Below are 15,396 nucleotides of genomic sequence, written 5' to 3'. Positions count from 1 at the left end.
CCGATCGGTGTGGGGGATAACCCCCGCATGCGTGCGCTGTCGCCTCCGTTCCGACGGCGAAGGCCGACGCCGGCCTCGCGATGACGAGAGCCGGCGTCGGGGCGGGTCACTCCAGCCGGCGCCCGCGCACGAGTGATCCCGACGCGACGGCGAGGCCGCCGATCAGCACAGCGGCGAGCCCGAGAGTCACCGCAGCTGTCGCATCGGCGCCGGTGCTCGCGAGATGGCCGGAGCTGCCAGCGGGCGCGGGGCCGCCGGTCGTCGGGTTACCGAGCGCGCCGCCCGGGCCGCCGCCGCTGCCCGACCCGCCGCCGCCCGACCCGCCGCCGCCCGACGCGCCGCCGCCCGGGGTGGGCGAGACGGTCGGGGTCGGGGTGGGCGTCGGCGTGACGGTCGGAGTCGGAGTCGGCGTCGGCGTGGGGGTGGGCGTCGGCCCGGCGGCGTCGATCACCAGGATGTACTCCCGGCTGTCCTGGCCCGCAACGTTGATCGCCGTCACGGTGAAGCCGAAGCGGCCGGCCTTGGTCGGCGTTCCCGAGATCACGCCGCTGGTGGCGCCGAGGGTGAGGCCCGGGGGGAGGGTGCCATGGGTCACCGAGAACCGCGGGGCGGGCGAGCCCGTCGTGACGACGGTGAACCCGGGGTAGGTCGCGCCGACCGTACCCGCAGTCGGTGGGCCGGAGGTGATGGTGGGTGCGACCGCGGCGGGCGGCGCGATGACGACCGTGTAGTCGAGGCTGTCGGCGAGGCCCACGCCGTTGTCGGCGGCGACGGTGAAGTCATAGCGGCCGGCCGCCGTCGGGGTTCCGTGGATGGTGAACGCGCGTTCGTCGAACGTGAGCCCCGGCGGGAGCGATCCCCGGGTGATCGAGAACGTAGCGGACGGGCTGCCGCTGGCGGTCAGCTGATGCGTCGGGTAGACGACGCCGACAGTTCCGTTCGGCGGGGGCGGCGAGGTGATGACGGGTGCCGACGGCGAGCCCGCGGTGATCGTGATGGTGTAGACGGCCGATCCCGGCGTGGGAGAACCGTTCGACGCGGCGACGGTGAAGGAGTAGGTGCCGATCGCGGTCGGGGTGCCCGAGATCAGCCCTGCCGCCGAGAGGGTGAGGCCAGGGGGCAGGGTGCCGCCGGCGAGACTGTAGGTCATTGTGACGGGGAGTCCGACCGCCACCGCCGTGAGGCTGAACGGAGTTCCGACAGCGCCCGTCGAGGTGGTGAAGGACACGATGACGGGGCTCGCTTCGACCCAGAAGGTCGCGAGGTGTGCTGCCGACATCCCGGAACTCGTGGCGATCACCCTGTGGCTCGAGGGATCGACGGTCGCCGTGCTGAGGCCCGACGGAAGGGTGGTCGGGTCGCCCTCGGCGGCGAGGGTGTCGAGCCGGAGTGCGTAGAAGGTGTTGTTCGTGGTGACGACGTAATGGAGGTAGGCATCGCGGTCGCTCGACACCGAGGCCACCGGGGCGTCGAGAACGGCCGAGGTGTTCAGCCGGTTGAGGAGGGAGTCGTAGAGCTCGACCCGGGACTCGGAGCCGTCTGTGGTCGCGACGACGAGGCCACCGGCGCCCAGGGACAGAGAGACGGGGGTCGCGGCGGAGGCGACGGGTGTACCCACAACGCCCGCGCTCACGGGGACGATGAGGCGCGAGCCCGGACTCGACACGTAGGCGCGGTGATCGCCCGAGGAGACCACGACATCGTCGGGCTTCGCCCCCAGGGGCAGACGTGCCACCGCACGGGTCGACAGGTCGATGACGGAGAGGTCGCTCGAGTCTGTGTTCGCGACGTAGACGGTCTTGCTGCCCTCGTCGACGGCGATACCCTGCCCGCCCAGCCCGGTGGTCGAGAGCGTGTCGACAATCGTGTTCGCGGTCGGCGAGGCCGGGTGGCCGTCGACCACCGTGACCGTGTTGTCGGTGTGATCGGAGACGTAGACCAGGTGGGTATCGGCGTCGACCGCGAGATCGGCCGGATCGCTCCCGAGCGGCACCCGCGCGAGAGCCCTCGGAGACGACAGGGCGATGTCGTACACCACCAGTTCGTCGCTCGGCCGGTCGATCGCGTACGCCCTGCCGGTGACGGCATCGATCTGCAGCGGCGTCGGCCGCTTCGACGCCGAGTCGGCGAGCGAGCCGACCTGCGTCAGTACGATCGAGCGCAAACTTCCCGCCGCGGCGGCCGAATCGCCTGTGATCGTGAGCGAGGCGGCGACCCCGGCGACGACGAGTGAGGCGAGGGCGACGGTCGCTGCCAGCGACCTCGATGATAAACGATTATTCCTCGAAGACATGAGGTGAGGATAGATCATGAACGAGCGCGGTGGCAACGCTTCACGACCGCCTGAGGCCGCCCGGGCTGCCGCGCGGCCTCAGGGTGCCACGATGATCTTGAACCCGCGCGAGGCGGTCGTCGCGCTGCCGTTCGAGGCCGTCACCGAGAAGTCGTACGAACCCGCGACCCGAGGAGTTCCGCGCAGCTCGCCGGAGGAGCCGTCGAGCACGATGCCCGGGGGGAGGATGTCTCCCGGCCGGACGGCATAGGAGACGGACGCGGGTGAGGCGACGGCCACGACCTTCTCCCGGTAGGCCGCGCCCACGCGCGCGGCTGCCAGCGCGCCCCCGACGAATTCCGGTGAGGCGGCCACTCCGAACAACGTGAGCGTCGCCGTGCGACGGTCGGTCGTCACGACGACGAGGCGGTGGGTCGACTGCTGAACCGTCACCTGCCGCGGCTGCCCGCCTGTCAGGGGCGGTGGCGTGAGGCCGAGCTCGTCGAGGGCGTCGAACCCCAGGGTGCGCAATTCGCCCACCTCCGTGCGCACGAAGACGATGCGCAGCTGGGTGTCGACGGCCACACCGCTCGCCCGGGCCCCCAGGTTCACCGAGCCGCCAAGCTCCCGGAGGTCGCGGTCGTACGCCTGCACGCGGAAGACCCCTCCGCCCGGGCCGAGATCATCGGTGGCGACGAGGATGCGGTCTGCAGCGATGGTCAGGGAGCGCGGCGCCGAGCCGATGGACGACCGGATACCAGGGGTGTCGCCGACGATCGTGGAGATGCTCCGCCCGTCGGCCTCCGCCACGTAGGCGATGTGGGTCGAGGGGTCGACGGCGACGTCGGCCGGGGCGTCGCCGACCGGCACCCGGGTGGATGTGCCGCTGTCGAGGTGCAGCACCGTCACGTCGTCGGAGGCGAGGTTCGCCACGTAGACCGTCGCCGTCGCGCCGTCGACGGCGATCGCCTCGGCGTCGACCGAGCCGGTCGGGATGGTGGCGACCACCGAGGGGACCGCCGACCCTCCGTCGATCACGGAGACCGTGTCGGTGACGTCGTCGGACACGACCACCCTGTGTGCCGTCGTGTCGACGGCGACATCGGTCGGCGACGGGCCGAGGGCGACCGTCGCCGCGAGGGAGAGGAACGACGGGCCGATGTCGAAGACGAGCAGCCGGTCACGCAGCGTGTCGAGGCTGAAGCCCCTGCCGATGCCCTCGTCGAGCACCAGGGCGCCCGGCGCCGCCGGCCCTGTCGACGCGACACTGTCGAGGGCGGCGAGCGCGACCTGTCGTAGCGGTGCCGCCTCGGCTCCTGCTCCGGGCGCGACCCCGGCGGAGAAGAGCCCCGCGAGGGCGACGGATGCGGTGACGGCGACCCCGGTGCGCGACCGGCGCGGCGTGACGAGGCTACGACGGGCGAGGGGAGCGGATGGCTCGTGCATGAGCTGAGGATAACTCATGACAGAAACATGCGGCAACGGATTCGCCACACCGCCCCGCGCATCCGGAAACACCGACGCAACACCCGGGCAGTAGGCTCGCGCACATGGTTGACCTGTTCGACGGCTACGGCGCCACCCTCGCCCCGGCCAAGAGGCGCGGCAGCACATCGCCGTGGGACGAGATGTTCCCCGAGCCGAAGTCGCACGACCCGGTCGAGGCCCGTGCCGCCTACAAGGACATCTACAACGCACTCGCCCGCATGACCCAGGAGGAGCTGCGCGGTCGCACCGACGCGCTGGCCAGCTCCTACCTCGCCCAGGGCGTCACCTTCGACTTCGCCGGCGAGGAGCGGCCCTTCCCGCTCGACGCCGTTCCGCGGGTGATCGCGCAGAGCGAGTGGGTCGACGTCGAGGCCGGTGTCGCGCAGCGCGTGCGTGCGCTCGAGGCGTTCCTCGCCGACATCTACGGTGGTCAGGCCGCGGTGCGCGACGGGGTCATCCCGGCGGGGCTGATCAGCTCGTCGAGCCATTTCCACCGCGAGGCGGCGGGCATCGTGTCGCCGAACAACGTGCGCATCCAGGTGTCGGGAATCGACCTCATCCGCGACGAGAACGGCGAGTGGCGGGTGCTCGAAGACAACGTGCGGGTGCCCTCCGGCGTCTCCTACGTCATCTCGAACCGTCGCGTCATGGCGCAGACCCTCCCCGAGCTCTTCGTGTCGATGCGGGTGCGGCCCGTGGGCGACTACCCGAACAAGCTCCTGCAGGCCCTCCGCGCATCCGCCCCCAGCGGGGTCGACGACCCGACCGTGGTCGTGCTCACCCCCGGCGTCTACAACTCGGCGTACTTCGAGCACACGCTGCTCGCCCGCCTCATGGGCGTCGAGCTCGTCGAGGGCCGCGACCTGTTCTGCTCGGGCGGCAAGGTGTGGATGCGCACCACGGCGGGCCCCCAGCGCGTCGACGTCATCTACCGCAGGGTCGACGACGAGTTCATCGACCCGCTGCAGTTCCGCGCCGACTCGATGCTGGGGAGCCCAGGACTCCTCCTCGCCGCGCGCCTCGGCAACGTCACCATCGCGAACGCCGTCGGCAACGGCGTCGCCGACGACAAGCTCGTCTACACCTACATGCCCGACCTCATCGAGTACTACCTCGGCGAGAAGCCGATCATCAAGAACGTCGACACCTGGCGGCTCGAGGAGCCCGGCGCGCTCGAAGAGGTGCTCGACCGGCTCGACGAGCTCGTCGTGAAGCCCGTCGACGGCTCCGGCGGCAAGGGCCTCGTCGTCGGCCCCGACGCCTCGCCCAAAGAGCTCGAGACACTCCGCAACCGCCTCATCGCCGACCCCCGCGGCTGGATCGCCCAGCCGGTGGTGCAGCTGTCCACCATCCCCACCCTCGTCGAAGACGGCATGCGCCCCCGCCACGCCGACCTCCGCCCGTTCGCGGTGAACGACGGCACCGACATCTGGGTGCTCCCCGGCGGGCTCACTCGCGTCGCCCTGCCCGAGGGGCAGCTCGTCGTGAACAGCTCGCAGGGCGGCGGCTCGAAAGACACCTGGGTGGTGGGCACCGACCCGCTGTCCTCGTCGAGCGACGGCCACAACATCCAGGGCCTCGTCGCCGAGCAGGCGGCCAACACGCAGGCCATCCCCATCATCGGCCACGGGCACCAGCCCGATCATTCGCCCGAAGACGCGCCGCGCACCGACCAGTCGCAGCAGCAACAGCAGTCCCGTCAGGTTCCGGATGCGGTGCCCACGCCTGCTCAGAAGGCACCGGATGCGCGCCCCACTTCAGAAGGCGGGGTCGCCTGATGGCCATGCTCTCCCGCATCGCGGAGTCGCTGTTCTGGATCGGACGCTACATTGAGCGCTCCGACGGCACCGCGCGCATCCTCGACGTGCACCTGCAGCTCCTTCTGGAAGACCCGTGGATCGAGGAGAACCTCGCCTGCCGGTCGCTCCTCAGCGTCATGGGGTCCGACGTGCCCGACGACGAGCGCTCGCTCACCCGCGCCGACGTGCTGGCCATGCTCGCGGTCGACCGCACGCATCCGGCCTCCATCGCGTACTCGCTCGGCGCCGCGCGCGAGAACGCCCGCCGGGCGCGCGAGATCGTGTCGACCGAGCTCTGGGAGTGCCTCAACACCACGCGCGCCCGCATGCCGCGGCGCATCGCCAGCGAGAAGACCCACGAGTTCTTCGGCTGGGTTCGCGACCGCGCGGCGCTCGCCGTCGGAATCATGGAGTCGAGCGCGTCGCGCGACGAGGCCTGGCACTTCTTCACCCTCGGCCGTTCCATCGAGCGCGCCGACATGACCGCCCGTCTGCTCGCCACCCGCTCGCTCACCGAGGCGTCTGGCCCGTCGTGGACCACGATCCTGCGCTCCTGCGGCGCCTACGAGGCCTACCTCCGCACCTACCGCGGGGTGCCCTCCGCCCGCAACGCCGCCGAGTTCCTGCTGCTCGACCGCCTGTTCCCGCGCTCCATCCTCTACTCGGTCACGCGCGCCGAGCAGTGCCTGCGTGACCTCGGCCCGCGCAACGAGCGCATCGGGGTGAGCGACGACGCGCAACGACTGCTGGGGCGCATCCGGGCTCAGCTCGAGTACCGCCCGATCACCGACATCCTGCAAGAACTGCCGCGTCACATGGACGGCGTGCAGGAGGCCACGAGCGCCGCGTCGGAGGCCATCCGGCAGCGCTACTTCCCCACCAACGCCGCACCCAGCTGGATCGGAGAGAGCGCATGAACCGGCTGCGCATCCGGCACATCACCGGCTACCGCTACGAGGGCGAGGTGCAGGCGTCGTACAACGAGGCGCGCATGCTTCCGGTGTCGTCGGAGGGTCAGTTCGTGCTGCACTCCTCGCTCGACATCTCACCGGTGTCGTCGTCGCACCACTACGTCGACTACTGGGGCACCAGGGTGTCGTCGTTCGAGGTGCTCACGCCGCACAAGGAGCTCTCGCTCACGGCGACCTCGCTCGTGGAGGTGCGCGCGCGCGACCATGCAGCGCATCCGATCGACTGGGAGGGGCTCGCGGATGCGTCGGCCGCCTCGACCTCGTACGTCGAGCAGACGAAGCAGACGAAGCTCACCGCGCCTGCCGACGACCTCGCCGAGCTGGCGGCCTCGATCGCGGCACGGCACGCCTCGCCGTGCGATGCGGCGCTCGAGATCTGCGAGGAGATCGGGCGGCAGGTCGAGTACGTGCAGGGCGTCACCGGAGTGCAGTCGACGGCGCGCGAGTCGTGGCGAGGCAAGCGCGGGGTGTGCCAGGACATCACGCACATCGCGATCGGCGCGCTGCGCTCGGTCGGCATCCCGGCGCGCTACGTGTCGGGGTACCTGCACCCGAAGCCCGACGCCGCGATCGGTGAGACCATCGCCGGGGAGTCGCACGCCTGGGTGGAGTGGTTCTGCGGCGACTGGCGCGGCTACGACCCCACGAACCTCATCGACATCGGCGAGCGGCATGTCATCGTGGGCCGCGGGCGCGACTACAACGACATCGCCCCCCTCCGTGGCGTGTACGCGGGGCCGTTCGGTTCGCAGCTCTTCGTGAAGGTCGAGATCACTCGCGAGTCGTGACCCGCGCCTTCGGTGGGGGCGGATGCGGTGGTTGCCGGATGCGCGCATCCGGCGTTGGCTGAGATGACGGTCGCAGGGGCCATTCCTCGGTACCGACACCACGCGACATCGACGTCGAAGGAGACCACATCATGAGCGACGACACCACGAAGGACGGACTCGGCGAGCCGTTCGACCAGACCAATGGCCTCGCGGAGGGCCTCGGCGGAGATGACGACGGCACCCTCGACGGGGGCGCGACGGGCGAGGCCGGCGACAGCGACCGGGACGAGCCGGACGGTCTCCTCGGCGAGAACTTCCGCGGCATCGCCGACCCCGTCGATCCGATCGCCGACGCCGACCGCCACCCCGACGGAGCCACCCCCGAAGACCTCGACGAGGCCGTCACCCCCTACAGCGAGGAGGGCCGCTGAGCGGCCCCTGTCGATCCCGGCCGCTGAATCCCCGATCCGTCTCCGTGAGCCGTCCCGAACTCCATCCGGTTCGGGCGCGTGCCCAGGTTAGGGGGTCGGATGTTCGCGGTGACGGCCCGGCAAGCGTGCGAGGATGAGGCATGCCCGACGCCGACGCCGACGCCCGTGACCTGCATCCGGAGCCAGCGCGGCGGAGCGCGCACTTCACCGCGAGCTTCGTCGACGAGGTGGGTGTCGAGATCACCTACTACGCGTGGACCGTCGAGCACCCGAAGGCGGTGGTACAGATCGCGCACGGCCTCGGCGAGCACGGCCGACGCTACGAGGCGCTCGCCCGCGACCTGAACGCGGCGGGCTACAGCGTCTACGTCGCCGACCAACGCGGGCACGGGGCCACGGGCCTCGCCCAGCACGGCGGTGACCGCAGCCGGCTCGGGCGCCTCGGCGTCGGGGGTCTGCAGGCGACGGTCGACGACATCCGTCAGCTGGGCGTCGAGATCGCGCGCGAGCATCCCGAGGTGCCCCTCGTGCTGCTCGGGCACAGCTGGGGGTCGCTGATGGTGCAAATCCTCGTGAACTCACCCGCGCTCGTGCACTACGACGCGGTGGTGCTGAGCGGCACCGCCTACCGGATGCCCGGCCACATGGACGGCGGCGACCTCACCCGCAAGCACCGCCCGGCCGGTGCGCGCTCCGGTAACGGGTTCGAGTGGCTGAGCCGCGACGTCGAGGCGCAGCAGAGGGCCGCCTCCGACGAGCTCATGTTCCCCGCCGAGGTGCTGAAGCTGTTCGGCGTGCTCGACGGACTGCGCCTGTTCGGCCGTCCCGCGAAGCGTCTCGCCGCCGACCGCCCGCTGCTCATCCTGGCCGGCGACGACGACACCTTGGGCGGGCAGCGCAGCACGCTCAAGCTCGCCGAGGCCTACCGCCGCCGCTCACGCCTCAGTGACGTCACCGTGCGGGTGTATCCGGATGCGCGCCACGAGGTCTTCAACGAGACCAACCGCGACGAGGTGGTCGCCGACCTGGTGGCCTGGCTCGACGAGCGGGTGGGCGGCAGCGCCTGATGGACTCCCTGCTCGAGACCCGCATCGTCGACGGGCCCGTCATCTGGGTCGTGTTCACCCTGGCCGCCGCCGCGTTCGTGTACCTGCTCGTGCGGCCCCCGCGCATCCGGTGGGTGCTCACCGCACTGATCGGGATGCTCGCGGGCGCCCTCGTCGCGTTCGCCACCATCTGGGTGGTCGAGACGATGAACGTGTTCGGCGTGCCGCTCAGCGAGCAGACGGATGCGTGGGTCGTCGTCACCTTCGCCGCCATCGGGCTCGCGGTGGTGAACCTGTGGCGCTCCCGGTGGTGGCGCAAGCTCGTCGCGATCGTCGGGGTGGTGCTGTTCGCGCTCGCCGGCACGCTCGGCATCAACGCGTACTTCGGGTTGAAGCCCACGATCGCGTCGTTCCTCGGGATCGTGGTGGAGCATCCGATCGCCCTGCCGACGGCCTCGCCACGGCCCACCGACGATCCGGACGCGGGCAAGCCGCTCTACGAGACCTGGACGCCGCCCGCCGACATGCCCGCCACCGGGAAGACCGGCACGCAGGTCATCCCGGCGACCGCATCAGGGTTCACCTCGCGACCCGCAGGCCTTTACCTACCGCCCGCGGCGCAGGTGGCGAACCCGCCGGCGCTGCCGTTCATGATCCTCATGATGGGCCAGCCGGGCGACCCCGACCCGCAGTACGTGGCGAAGGTGCTCGACGAGTACGCGGCTCGCAACAATGGACTTGCGCCGATCGTGCTGGTCGCGGACCAATTGGGCGACGAGAGCATCGACCCTGTGTGCGCCGACACGGCTGCCCTCGGCAACGCCGAGACGTTCATCACCCAAGACGTGGTGTCGTGGGCGCGGGCGAACCTGCCGATCGAGCAAGACCCCGAGCACTGGGTGATCGCCGGGTACTCCAACGGCGGCGGATGCTCGTTCAAGTACGGCGCGAAGTACCCCGAGCTCTGGCAGAACGTGCTGTCGATCTCAGGCGAGGAGTACCCCGGTTCGGAAGACCCCGACACGGTCGTCGCCAAACTCTTCGGCGGAGACCAGGCGGCGTTCGACGCGGAGAAGCCCTCGTCGATCCTCGCCTCGGGGGCGCACGCCTACCCCGACACGGTCGGCATCTTCACGGTCGGCGGAGGCGACCCGGCCTTCATCCCGGCCGCCCAGGCGGCATCGGATGCCGCTGCCGCCGCGGGCTGGCACACCACCTTCTACGTCATCCCGGGCGCCGGCCACGTTCTCGACGCCCTCCAGGGCGGCTTCGAGAAGGGCTTCGAGATCCTCTATCCCCGCCTCGGCCTCTCCGCCCCGACGGGCTGAGGGGCGCGTCGCGGCTACTCAGTCCATGCCGACGAGGTGCTCGGGTTCGTCGAGGTCGGAGACGATGGTGGGCATGGAGGCGGTGATGACGGAGCCGTCGGCGCGGACGGTGCCCTCGATGTCGGAGGTGGTGGGGGCGCCCTCGATGGTGGGGCGGTCGTCTTTGAGGGGCACGCTCACCGACTCGCCGGGGGCGACGAGCACGCGCTCGCCACGCACCCACAGCTCGAGCGGCTGACCGACCCGCATGCCACCCGGCACGTCGGAGGCGACCGGCACCGGGTCTGAGCCGACGGCGGCACCCGCACCGTGACCGAAGGGCTCGCCCGCACCCGCCTGCTCGAGGATGGTGAACGTCATCGACGACTGCTCGAGCAGCACCTCGACCAACGAGCCGTGGATGGTGACGTGGAACAGCAGCGACTCCCACTCCTCGGGCAGGCGCGGGTCGAAGGTGAACTTCCCGAGGTAGTCGCGCATGCCGCCGAAGCCGAAGGCGAGACCGCTCCACACCCCACCGGTCGAGGCGACGTGGATGCCGTCTGCGGTGTTGTTGTGCAGGTCGCCGAGGTCGACGTAGAGCGCCGCCTGGAAGTAGCCGAGCGCGAGCTCGCGGTAGCCCACCTCCGCGGCGATGATCGACTGGGTCGACGCCGAGAGGGTGGAGTCGCCGGTGGTGAGCGCGTCGTAGTACTCGAAGTCGGCGCGCTTCTCCTCGGTGGTGAACTCGTCGCCCTGCAGGAGCAGCGCGAGCACCACGTCGGCCTGCTTGATGACCTGGAAGCGGTAGATCACGAGCGGGTGGAAGTGCAGCAGCAGGGGCCGCTTCGACGCGGGCGTGTTCTCCAGGTCCCACAGCTCCTTCTCGAGGAACTGTGCGTCTTGCGGATGGATGCCGAGGTCGGCGTCGTAGAGGATGTGCATCGCCTCGGCAGCCGTCGACCACTCCTCGATCTCGTCGTCGGCGAGATCGAGACGACGCACCATCGCTTCGTAGAGGGCGGGCTCCTCGCGCTTCAGCCGCCGGGTCTGCCGCACCGCCGCGCGCAGGTTGGCGCGAGCCATCACGTTCGTGAACAGGTTGTCGTTGACCACCGTGGTGTACTCGTCGGGCCCCGTCACACCGTGGATGTGGAAGGTCTCGCTCGACTTGCCCCGCGCCCGCCAGAAGCCGAGGTCGGCCCACATGCGGGCGGTCTCGACGAGGATGTCGATGGCCCCGCGGTCGAGGAAGTCGAAGTCGCCGGTGGCCGCCACGTACTGCGACAGGGCGTGGGAGATGTCGGCGTCGATGTGGTACTGCGCCGTGCCCGCGGCGTAGTAGGCCGACGACTCGAGCCCGTTGATGGTGCGCCAGGGGAACAGCGCGCCGCGCTGGTTCAACTCGACGGCGCGGTCGCGCGCGGCGTCGAGCATGCCGTGCCGGAACCGCAGCGCGTTCCGCGCCACCTGCGGCGAGGTGTAGGTGAGGAAGGGCAGCACGTAGATCTCGGTGTCCCAGAAGTAGTGCCCGCCGTAGCCGGAACCCGACACGCCCTTCGCCGCGATGCCGCCGCCGTCGGTGCGTGCCGTCGACTGGGCGAGCTGGAACAGGTTCCAGCGCACCGCCTGCTGCACCTCGGGCTGCCCGGCGATCACCACGTCGGAACGCTTCCAGAACGCCGCGAGCCACCGCTCCTGCTCGGCGAAGACATCGTCGATCGGCGCCTCGCCGATGCGGTCGAGCGTGCGATTGGTGCGGTCGGCGAGCTCGGTCGTGGGGACCGTCGACGAGGTGTGGTAGGCCAGTGTCTTCACCAGACGGATGCGCTGGCCGGCCTTCGCGCGCACCCGGTAGACGTGCTTGGCGATGTCGTCGTCGATCTGGGAGGTCTCGTCCCATTCGTTGTCGGTCTCGAGGTGGTGCTCGGCACCGCAGGCGATGGTCATGCCCGAGTTGGCGGTGCGGTAGCCGAGCACGTAACGGCCCTCGTGCGTCCACTTGAAACGGGGCAGCAGCACGCGGTCGGCGAAGCCCGACGCCTTGCGCGGGTCGGCGATGCCCCCGGCGGGCGAGCCCGACCCGGCACCCCCGGCCGCGGCGAACTCGTCGACCCGGTCTTGGCGGTTGAGGATCTGGCTCGAGATGAGGATCGACGCATCGGCGTCGAGCATGGTGACCTCGTAGTCGATGACCGCGAGGTGCCGGTCGGCGAACGACACCAGTCTGCGCGAGCGGATGAGCACCCGCTTGCCGGAGGGCGTGCGCCACTCGATGACCCGCTCGAGCACTCCGGTGCGGAAGTCGAGCCGGCGCGAGTACTCGATGGTGTCGGCGTCGGCGACCACGAACGGCTCGTCGTCGACGTACAGACGGATGACGCGGGCATCGGGCGCGTTGACGATGGTCTGCCCGACGCGGGCGAAGCCGTAGGCCTCCTCGGCGTGCCTGATCTGCCAGGTGTCGTGGAAGCCGTTGATGAAGGTGCCCTCGGCGTAGGCCTTGTGCCCCTCCTCGAAGTTGCCGCGGAGCCCCAGGTAGCCGTTGCCCACCGCGAACAGGGTCTCGGTGCGACCCTGCGTGGCGGTGTGGAACTCCGCTTCGGTGAGCGCCCACTCGTCGACGGGGAATTGCGTGCGGTCGAGCGGATCTGAGGTGATCGGGTTCATCGGGCGCTTTCTTTCACGAGGAGCCAGGGAGGTTCGCGTCGGTCGATGCTAGCGAAGGAGCGGCAGGTGTGCCGAGCATCCGTTCGCCTGGGGAGGGATGAGGTGCCGAGGTGCCGCTGTGCAGGAGCAGCTGTCAGCGCAGCGCGGATACCAGCTCGGCGAGATCGTCGACCACGATGTCGGCACCGGAGTCGAGCAGTTCCTGCGCTCCGACGCCCCGGTCGACCCCCACGACCAATCCGAAGTCGCCGTCGCGCCCGGCCTGGACGCCCGAGTGGGCATCTTCGATCACGACGCACTCGGCCGGCGTGAACCCGAGCCGCTCCGCAGCCCGTAGGTAGGTGTCGGGAGCGGGTTTGCCCGCGATGCCCTCGCGGGCGGCGACCACACCGTCGACGATCACCTCGAAGCGGTCGCGGATGCCGGCCGCCGTCAGCACGGCCTCGGCGTTGCGCGAGCTCGACACCACGGCGACCTCGTACCCGCCGGCGATGGCCGCGGTGAGGAACTCCAGCGAACCGGGGTAGGCGGCGACGCCGTTCTCGGCGAGCTCGGCGGCGACCGCGTCGTTCTTGCGGTTGCCGAGCGCCCACACGGTCGACTCGCCCGCCACGTCGTCGGGTGAACCGAACGGGAGGCTGAGACCCCTGGCCTCGAGCATCGAGCGCACGCCCTCGACCCGCGGCTTGCCGTCGATGTAGAGGTAGTAGTCGTCGTCGGTGTAGGGCTCGACGCCCTGCGCGGCGAGGTAGGGTGCGAACAATCGGGCCCAGGCCTTCATGTGCACGTCGACCGTCGGGGTGAGCACGCCGTCGAGGTCGAACAGGAGGGCGCGAGCGGTCGCGAGACGGCTCGCATCGCGGGTGACGGTGTCGGTCATGCCTCAACGCTACTTGCTCGTCGTGAACAGCGTGTTATCGCGTCGTTTCGTCCGGCCACCGGATGCGCGCGCGGCACCCCGGGACGGCCACCGGATGCACGCCCGTCACGGCCGGGGCGCGCATCCGGTCGCCTGCTATCCGATGCCGATCGCACCGACCAGCACCCCGACCGCGAGCATCACGATCGCCACCACGACGGCCCGCCACAGCACCCGCTTGTGGTGGTCGCCGAGGTTCACGCCGGCCAGCGAGACGAGCAGCAGGATGGCCGGCACCAGCGGGCTCTGCATGTGCACCACCTGCCCGGTGATGGAGGCGCGCGCCATCTCGACCGGGTCGATGCCGAAGGCTGCCGCGCTCTGCGAGAGCACCGGGAGGATGCCGAAGTAGAAGGCGTCGTTGGAGAGGAAGAAGGTCATCGGGATGCTGAGAAGCCCGGTGATGACCGCCGAGAACGCCCCGAGTCCGGAGGGGATCGATCCCGCCACCCAGACCGCCATGGCGTCGACCATCCCGGTGCCCTCCAGCACGCCGATGAGCACGCCTGCGGCCAGCACCATCGACACGACGCCGACGATCGAGGGGGCATGGGCGACGATGCGCTCGGCCTGGTCGGCGACGCGGGGGAAGTTGACGATGACGGCGACGGCGCTGGCCACCATGAACACGTACGCGAGCGGGAGCACGTCGGCGACGAGCAGAACCATGACGGCGACGGTCAGGGCCAGGTTGAACCAGAACAGCTTGGGCCGGAGCGTGGGGCGCTGGGGGTCGAGCATGGTGTCGGCCATCGCGGTGTCGGCGGGGTTCACCAGGGCGCGGAGCGCCCCGGTCGAGATGCGCTCGACCTGGGTGCGCGACCGGGTGGTCGTGCCCGATGCCGACGACCCGCCGCCCGCGCCGCCCGCGCCGGCAGTGCCCGGGCGGCTCACGCCGGTCGCGCTGCCGCCGGTGCCCGCACCGCTCCCCGTGGGCGCCGAGCCCCGGCGGAACAGCCGCGCGGTCACCCGGCCGAGCGTCCCCGCGTCGCCGGCCGTCGCATCCGCTTCGCCCTCGCGGCTGCCTTCGCCCGGCAGGTCGAGCCGGCCGAGGCGCTTGCGCTCCATCAGACCGAGGTGCCACGCGAACACGAAGATGACGGCGAGACCCGCGAGCATCGACGGGATCATGGGCACGAACACCTCGCTCGCCGACACGTCGAGCGCGGCGGCGGCCCGGGCGGTGGGCCCGCCCCAGGGCAGGATGTTCATGGTGCCGTTCGCGAGACCCGCCACCACGGTGAGCACCACGGGGCTGAGGCCGAGTCGCAGGTAGATCGGCAGCATGGCGCTCGTGACGACGATGAAGGTGGTCGAGCCGTCACCGTCGAGCGAGATGACCGCGGCCAGCAGCGCCGTGCCGACGACGACCTTCACGGGGTCGTGGCCGACGAGCCGCAGGATGCCCCGCACCAGCGGGTCGAACAATCCCACGTCGATCATCAGCCCGAAGTAGATGATGGCGAACATGAGCAGCGCCGCGGTGGGGGCGAGCCCGCCGATGGCCTCGAGCGCCATGTCGCCGACGCCGAGCCCGGCGCCCGCGAACAGCCCGAACACGGTGGGAACGATGATGAGGGCGAGCACGGGTGTCATGCGTCTTGTCATGATGAGCACCATGAAGACGGCGACCATTCCGAATCCGAGGAGGACGAGCACGGGAGACTCCTTCGTCTGAGGCCGGCACGACGGGGCCGGGCGGCTGTTCCGACACGATAGGAAC

Annotated in this window: 11 protein-coding genes; 6 read left to right on the top strand and 5 right to left on the bottom strand. The window is 70.6% G+C overall.

Features of this window, described 5'->3' with window-relative positions; translation table 11 throughout:
• Window positions 1–106: 106 nt before the first annotated feature.
• The gene (locus ABFY20_RS19280) at window positions 107–2,293 is read right to left on the bottom strand and encodes a putative Ig domain-containing protein (protein WP_368497823.1); all 2,187 of its coding nucleotides are present in this window, start codon (window positions 2,291–2,293) and stop codon (window positions 107–109) included.
• A gap of 78 nt (window positions 2,294–2,371) precedes the next feature.
• Window positions 2,372–3,718 (bottom strand): putative Ig domain-containing protein, encoded by a 1,347-nt coding sequence (locus ABFY20_RS19275; RefSeq protein WP_368497822.1) that lies wholly within the window; start codon window positions 3,716–3,718, stop codon window positions 2,372–2,374.
• A 104-nt stretch (window positions 3,719–3,822) separates the two neighbouring features.
• Between ABFY20_RS19275 and ABFY20_RS19270 the strand changes: the two genes are divergently transcribed.
• The 6 genes from ABFY20_RS19270 (at window position 3,823) to ABFY20_RS19245 (ending at window position 10,105) form a co-directional block, all read left to right on the top strand.
• Window positions 3,823–5,538, top strand: a complete 1,716-nt coding sequence (locus ABFY20_RS19270; protein WP_368497821.1) for a circularly permuted type 2 ATP-grasp protein — start codon at window positions 3,823–3,825, stop codon at window positions 5,536–5,538.
• 5 nt (window positions 5,539–5,543) lie between these two features.
• Window positions 5,544–6,476 carry an alpha-E domain-containing protein gene (locus tag ABFY20_RS19265; protein ID WP_368499832.1) on the top strand — a complete coding sequence of 311 codons (933 nt, stop codon included), beginning with the start codon at window positions 5,544–5,546 and terminating at the stop codon, window positions 6,474–6,476.
• Window positions 6,473–7,318, top strand: coding sequence for a transglutaminase N-terminal domain-containing protein (locus ABFY20_RS19260; RefSeq protein ID WP_368497820.1), 846 nt, complete (start codon window positions 6,473–6,475; stop codon window positions 7,316–7,318). Before ABFY20_RS19265 ends, ABFY20_RS19260 begins: the two co-directional genes overlap by 4 nt.
• A 131-nt stretch (window positions 7,319–7,449) precedes the next feature.
• Entirely contained in the window at window positions 7,450–7,731 is a 282-nt protein-coding gene (locus tag ABFY20_RS19255; RefSeq protein WP_368497819.1) for a hypothetical protein, read from the top strand.
• Between the two features lie 140 nt (window positions 7,732–7,871).
• Window positions 7,872–8,798, top strand: coding sequence for an alpha/beta hydrolase (locus ABFY20_RS19250; RefSeq protein ID WP_368497818.1), 927 nt, complete (start codon window positions 7,872–7,874; stop codon window positions 8,796–8,798).
• Window positions 8,798–10,105, top strand: a complete 1,308-nt coding sequence (locus ABFY20_RS19245) for an alpha/beta hydrolase (protein WP_368497817.1) — start codon at window positions 8,798–8,800, stop codon at window positions 10,103–10,105. The genes ABFY20_RS19250 and ABFY20_RS19245 overlap by 1 nt, the downstream gene beginning before the upstream one ends.
• Before the next feature lie 18 nt (window positions 10,106–10,123).
• On the opposite strand, the gene ABFY20_RS19240 is transcribed toward ABFY20_RS19245, so the two are convergent.
• The 3 genes from ABFY20_RS19240 to ABFY20_RS19230 all read right to left on the bottom strand — a co-directional run bounded on the left by ABFY20_RS19240 (window position 10,124) and on the right by ABFY20_RS19230 (window position 15,332).
• Window positions 10,124–12,754: a glycoside hydrolase family 65 protein gene (locus tag ABFY20_RS19240; RefSeq protein ID WP_368497816.1), complete on the bottom strand. Its 2,631-nt coding sequence runs from the start codon at window positions 12,752–12,754 to the stop codon at window positions 10,124–10,126.
• 133 nt (window positions 12,755–12,887) lie between these two features.
• On the bottom strand, window positions 12,888–13,634 hold the full coding sequence (locus tag ABFY20_RS19235) for an HAD family hydrolase (RefSeq protein ID WP_368497815.1): 747 nt from the start codon (window positions 13,632–13,634) through the stop codon (window positions 12,888–12,890).
• Between the two features lie 135 nt (window positions 13,635–13,769).
• Window positions 13,770–15,332, bottom strand: coding sequence for a CitMHS family transporter (locus ABFY20_RS19230; RefSeq protein WP_368497814.1), 1,563 nt, complete (start codon window positions 15,330–15,332; stop codon window positions 13,770–13,772).
• Window positions 15,333–15,396 lie beyond the last annotated feature (64 nt).

This window comes from Herbiconiux sp. A18JL235 (assembly GCF_040939305.1).
Taxonomy (GTDB): Bacteria; Actinomycetota; Actinomycetes; order Actinomycetales; family Microbacteriaceae; genus Herbiconiux.
Note: the sequence above shows the minus strand (reverse complement) of the source record. Positions and strands in the feature narration are given on the sequence as shown.

Coding starts and splice junctions, on each gene's coding strand:
- ABFY20_RS19280 (WP_368497823.1), bottom strand. CDS start 2,293: ATGTCTTCGAGGAATAATCGTTTATCATCGAGGTCGCTGGCAGCGACC.
- ABFY20_RS19275 (WP_368497822.1), bottom strand. CDS start 3,718: ATGCACGAGCCATCCGCTCCCCTCGCCCGTCGTAGCCTCGTCACGCCG.
- ABFY20_RS19270 (WP_368497821.1), top strand. CDS start 3,823: ATGGTTGACCTGTTCGACGGCTACGGCGCCACCCTCGCCCCGGCCAAG.
- ABFY20_RS19265 (WP_368499832.1), top strand. CDS start 5,544: ATGCTCTCCCGCATCGCGGAGTCGCTGTTCTGGATCGGACGCTACATT.
- ABFY20_RS19260 (WP_368497820.1), top strand. CDS start 6,473: ATGAACCGGCTGCGCATCCGGCACATCACCGGCTACCGCTACGAGGGC.
- ABFY20_RS19255 (WP_368497819.1), top strand. CDS start 7,450: ATGAGCGACGACACCACGAAGGACGGACTCGGCGAGCCGTTCGACCAG.
- ABFY20_RS19250 (WP_368497818.1), top strand. CDS start 7,872: ATGCCCGACGCCGACGCCGACGCCCGTGACCTGCATCCGGAGCCAGCG.
- ABFY20_RS19245 (WP_368497817.1), top strand. CDS start 8,798: ATGGACTCCCTGCTCGAGACCCGCATCGTCGACGGGCCCGTCATCTGG.
- ABFY20_RS19240 (WP_368497816.1), bottom strand. CDS start 12,754: ATGAACCCGATCACCTCAGATCCGCTCGACCGCACGCAATTCCCCGTC.
- ABFY20_RS19235 (WP_368497815.1), bottom strand. CDS start 13,634: ATGACCGACACCGTCACCCGCGATGCGAGCCGTCTCGCGACCGCTCGC.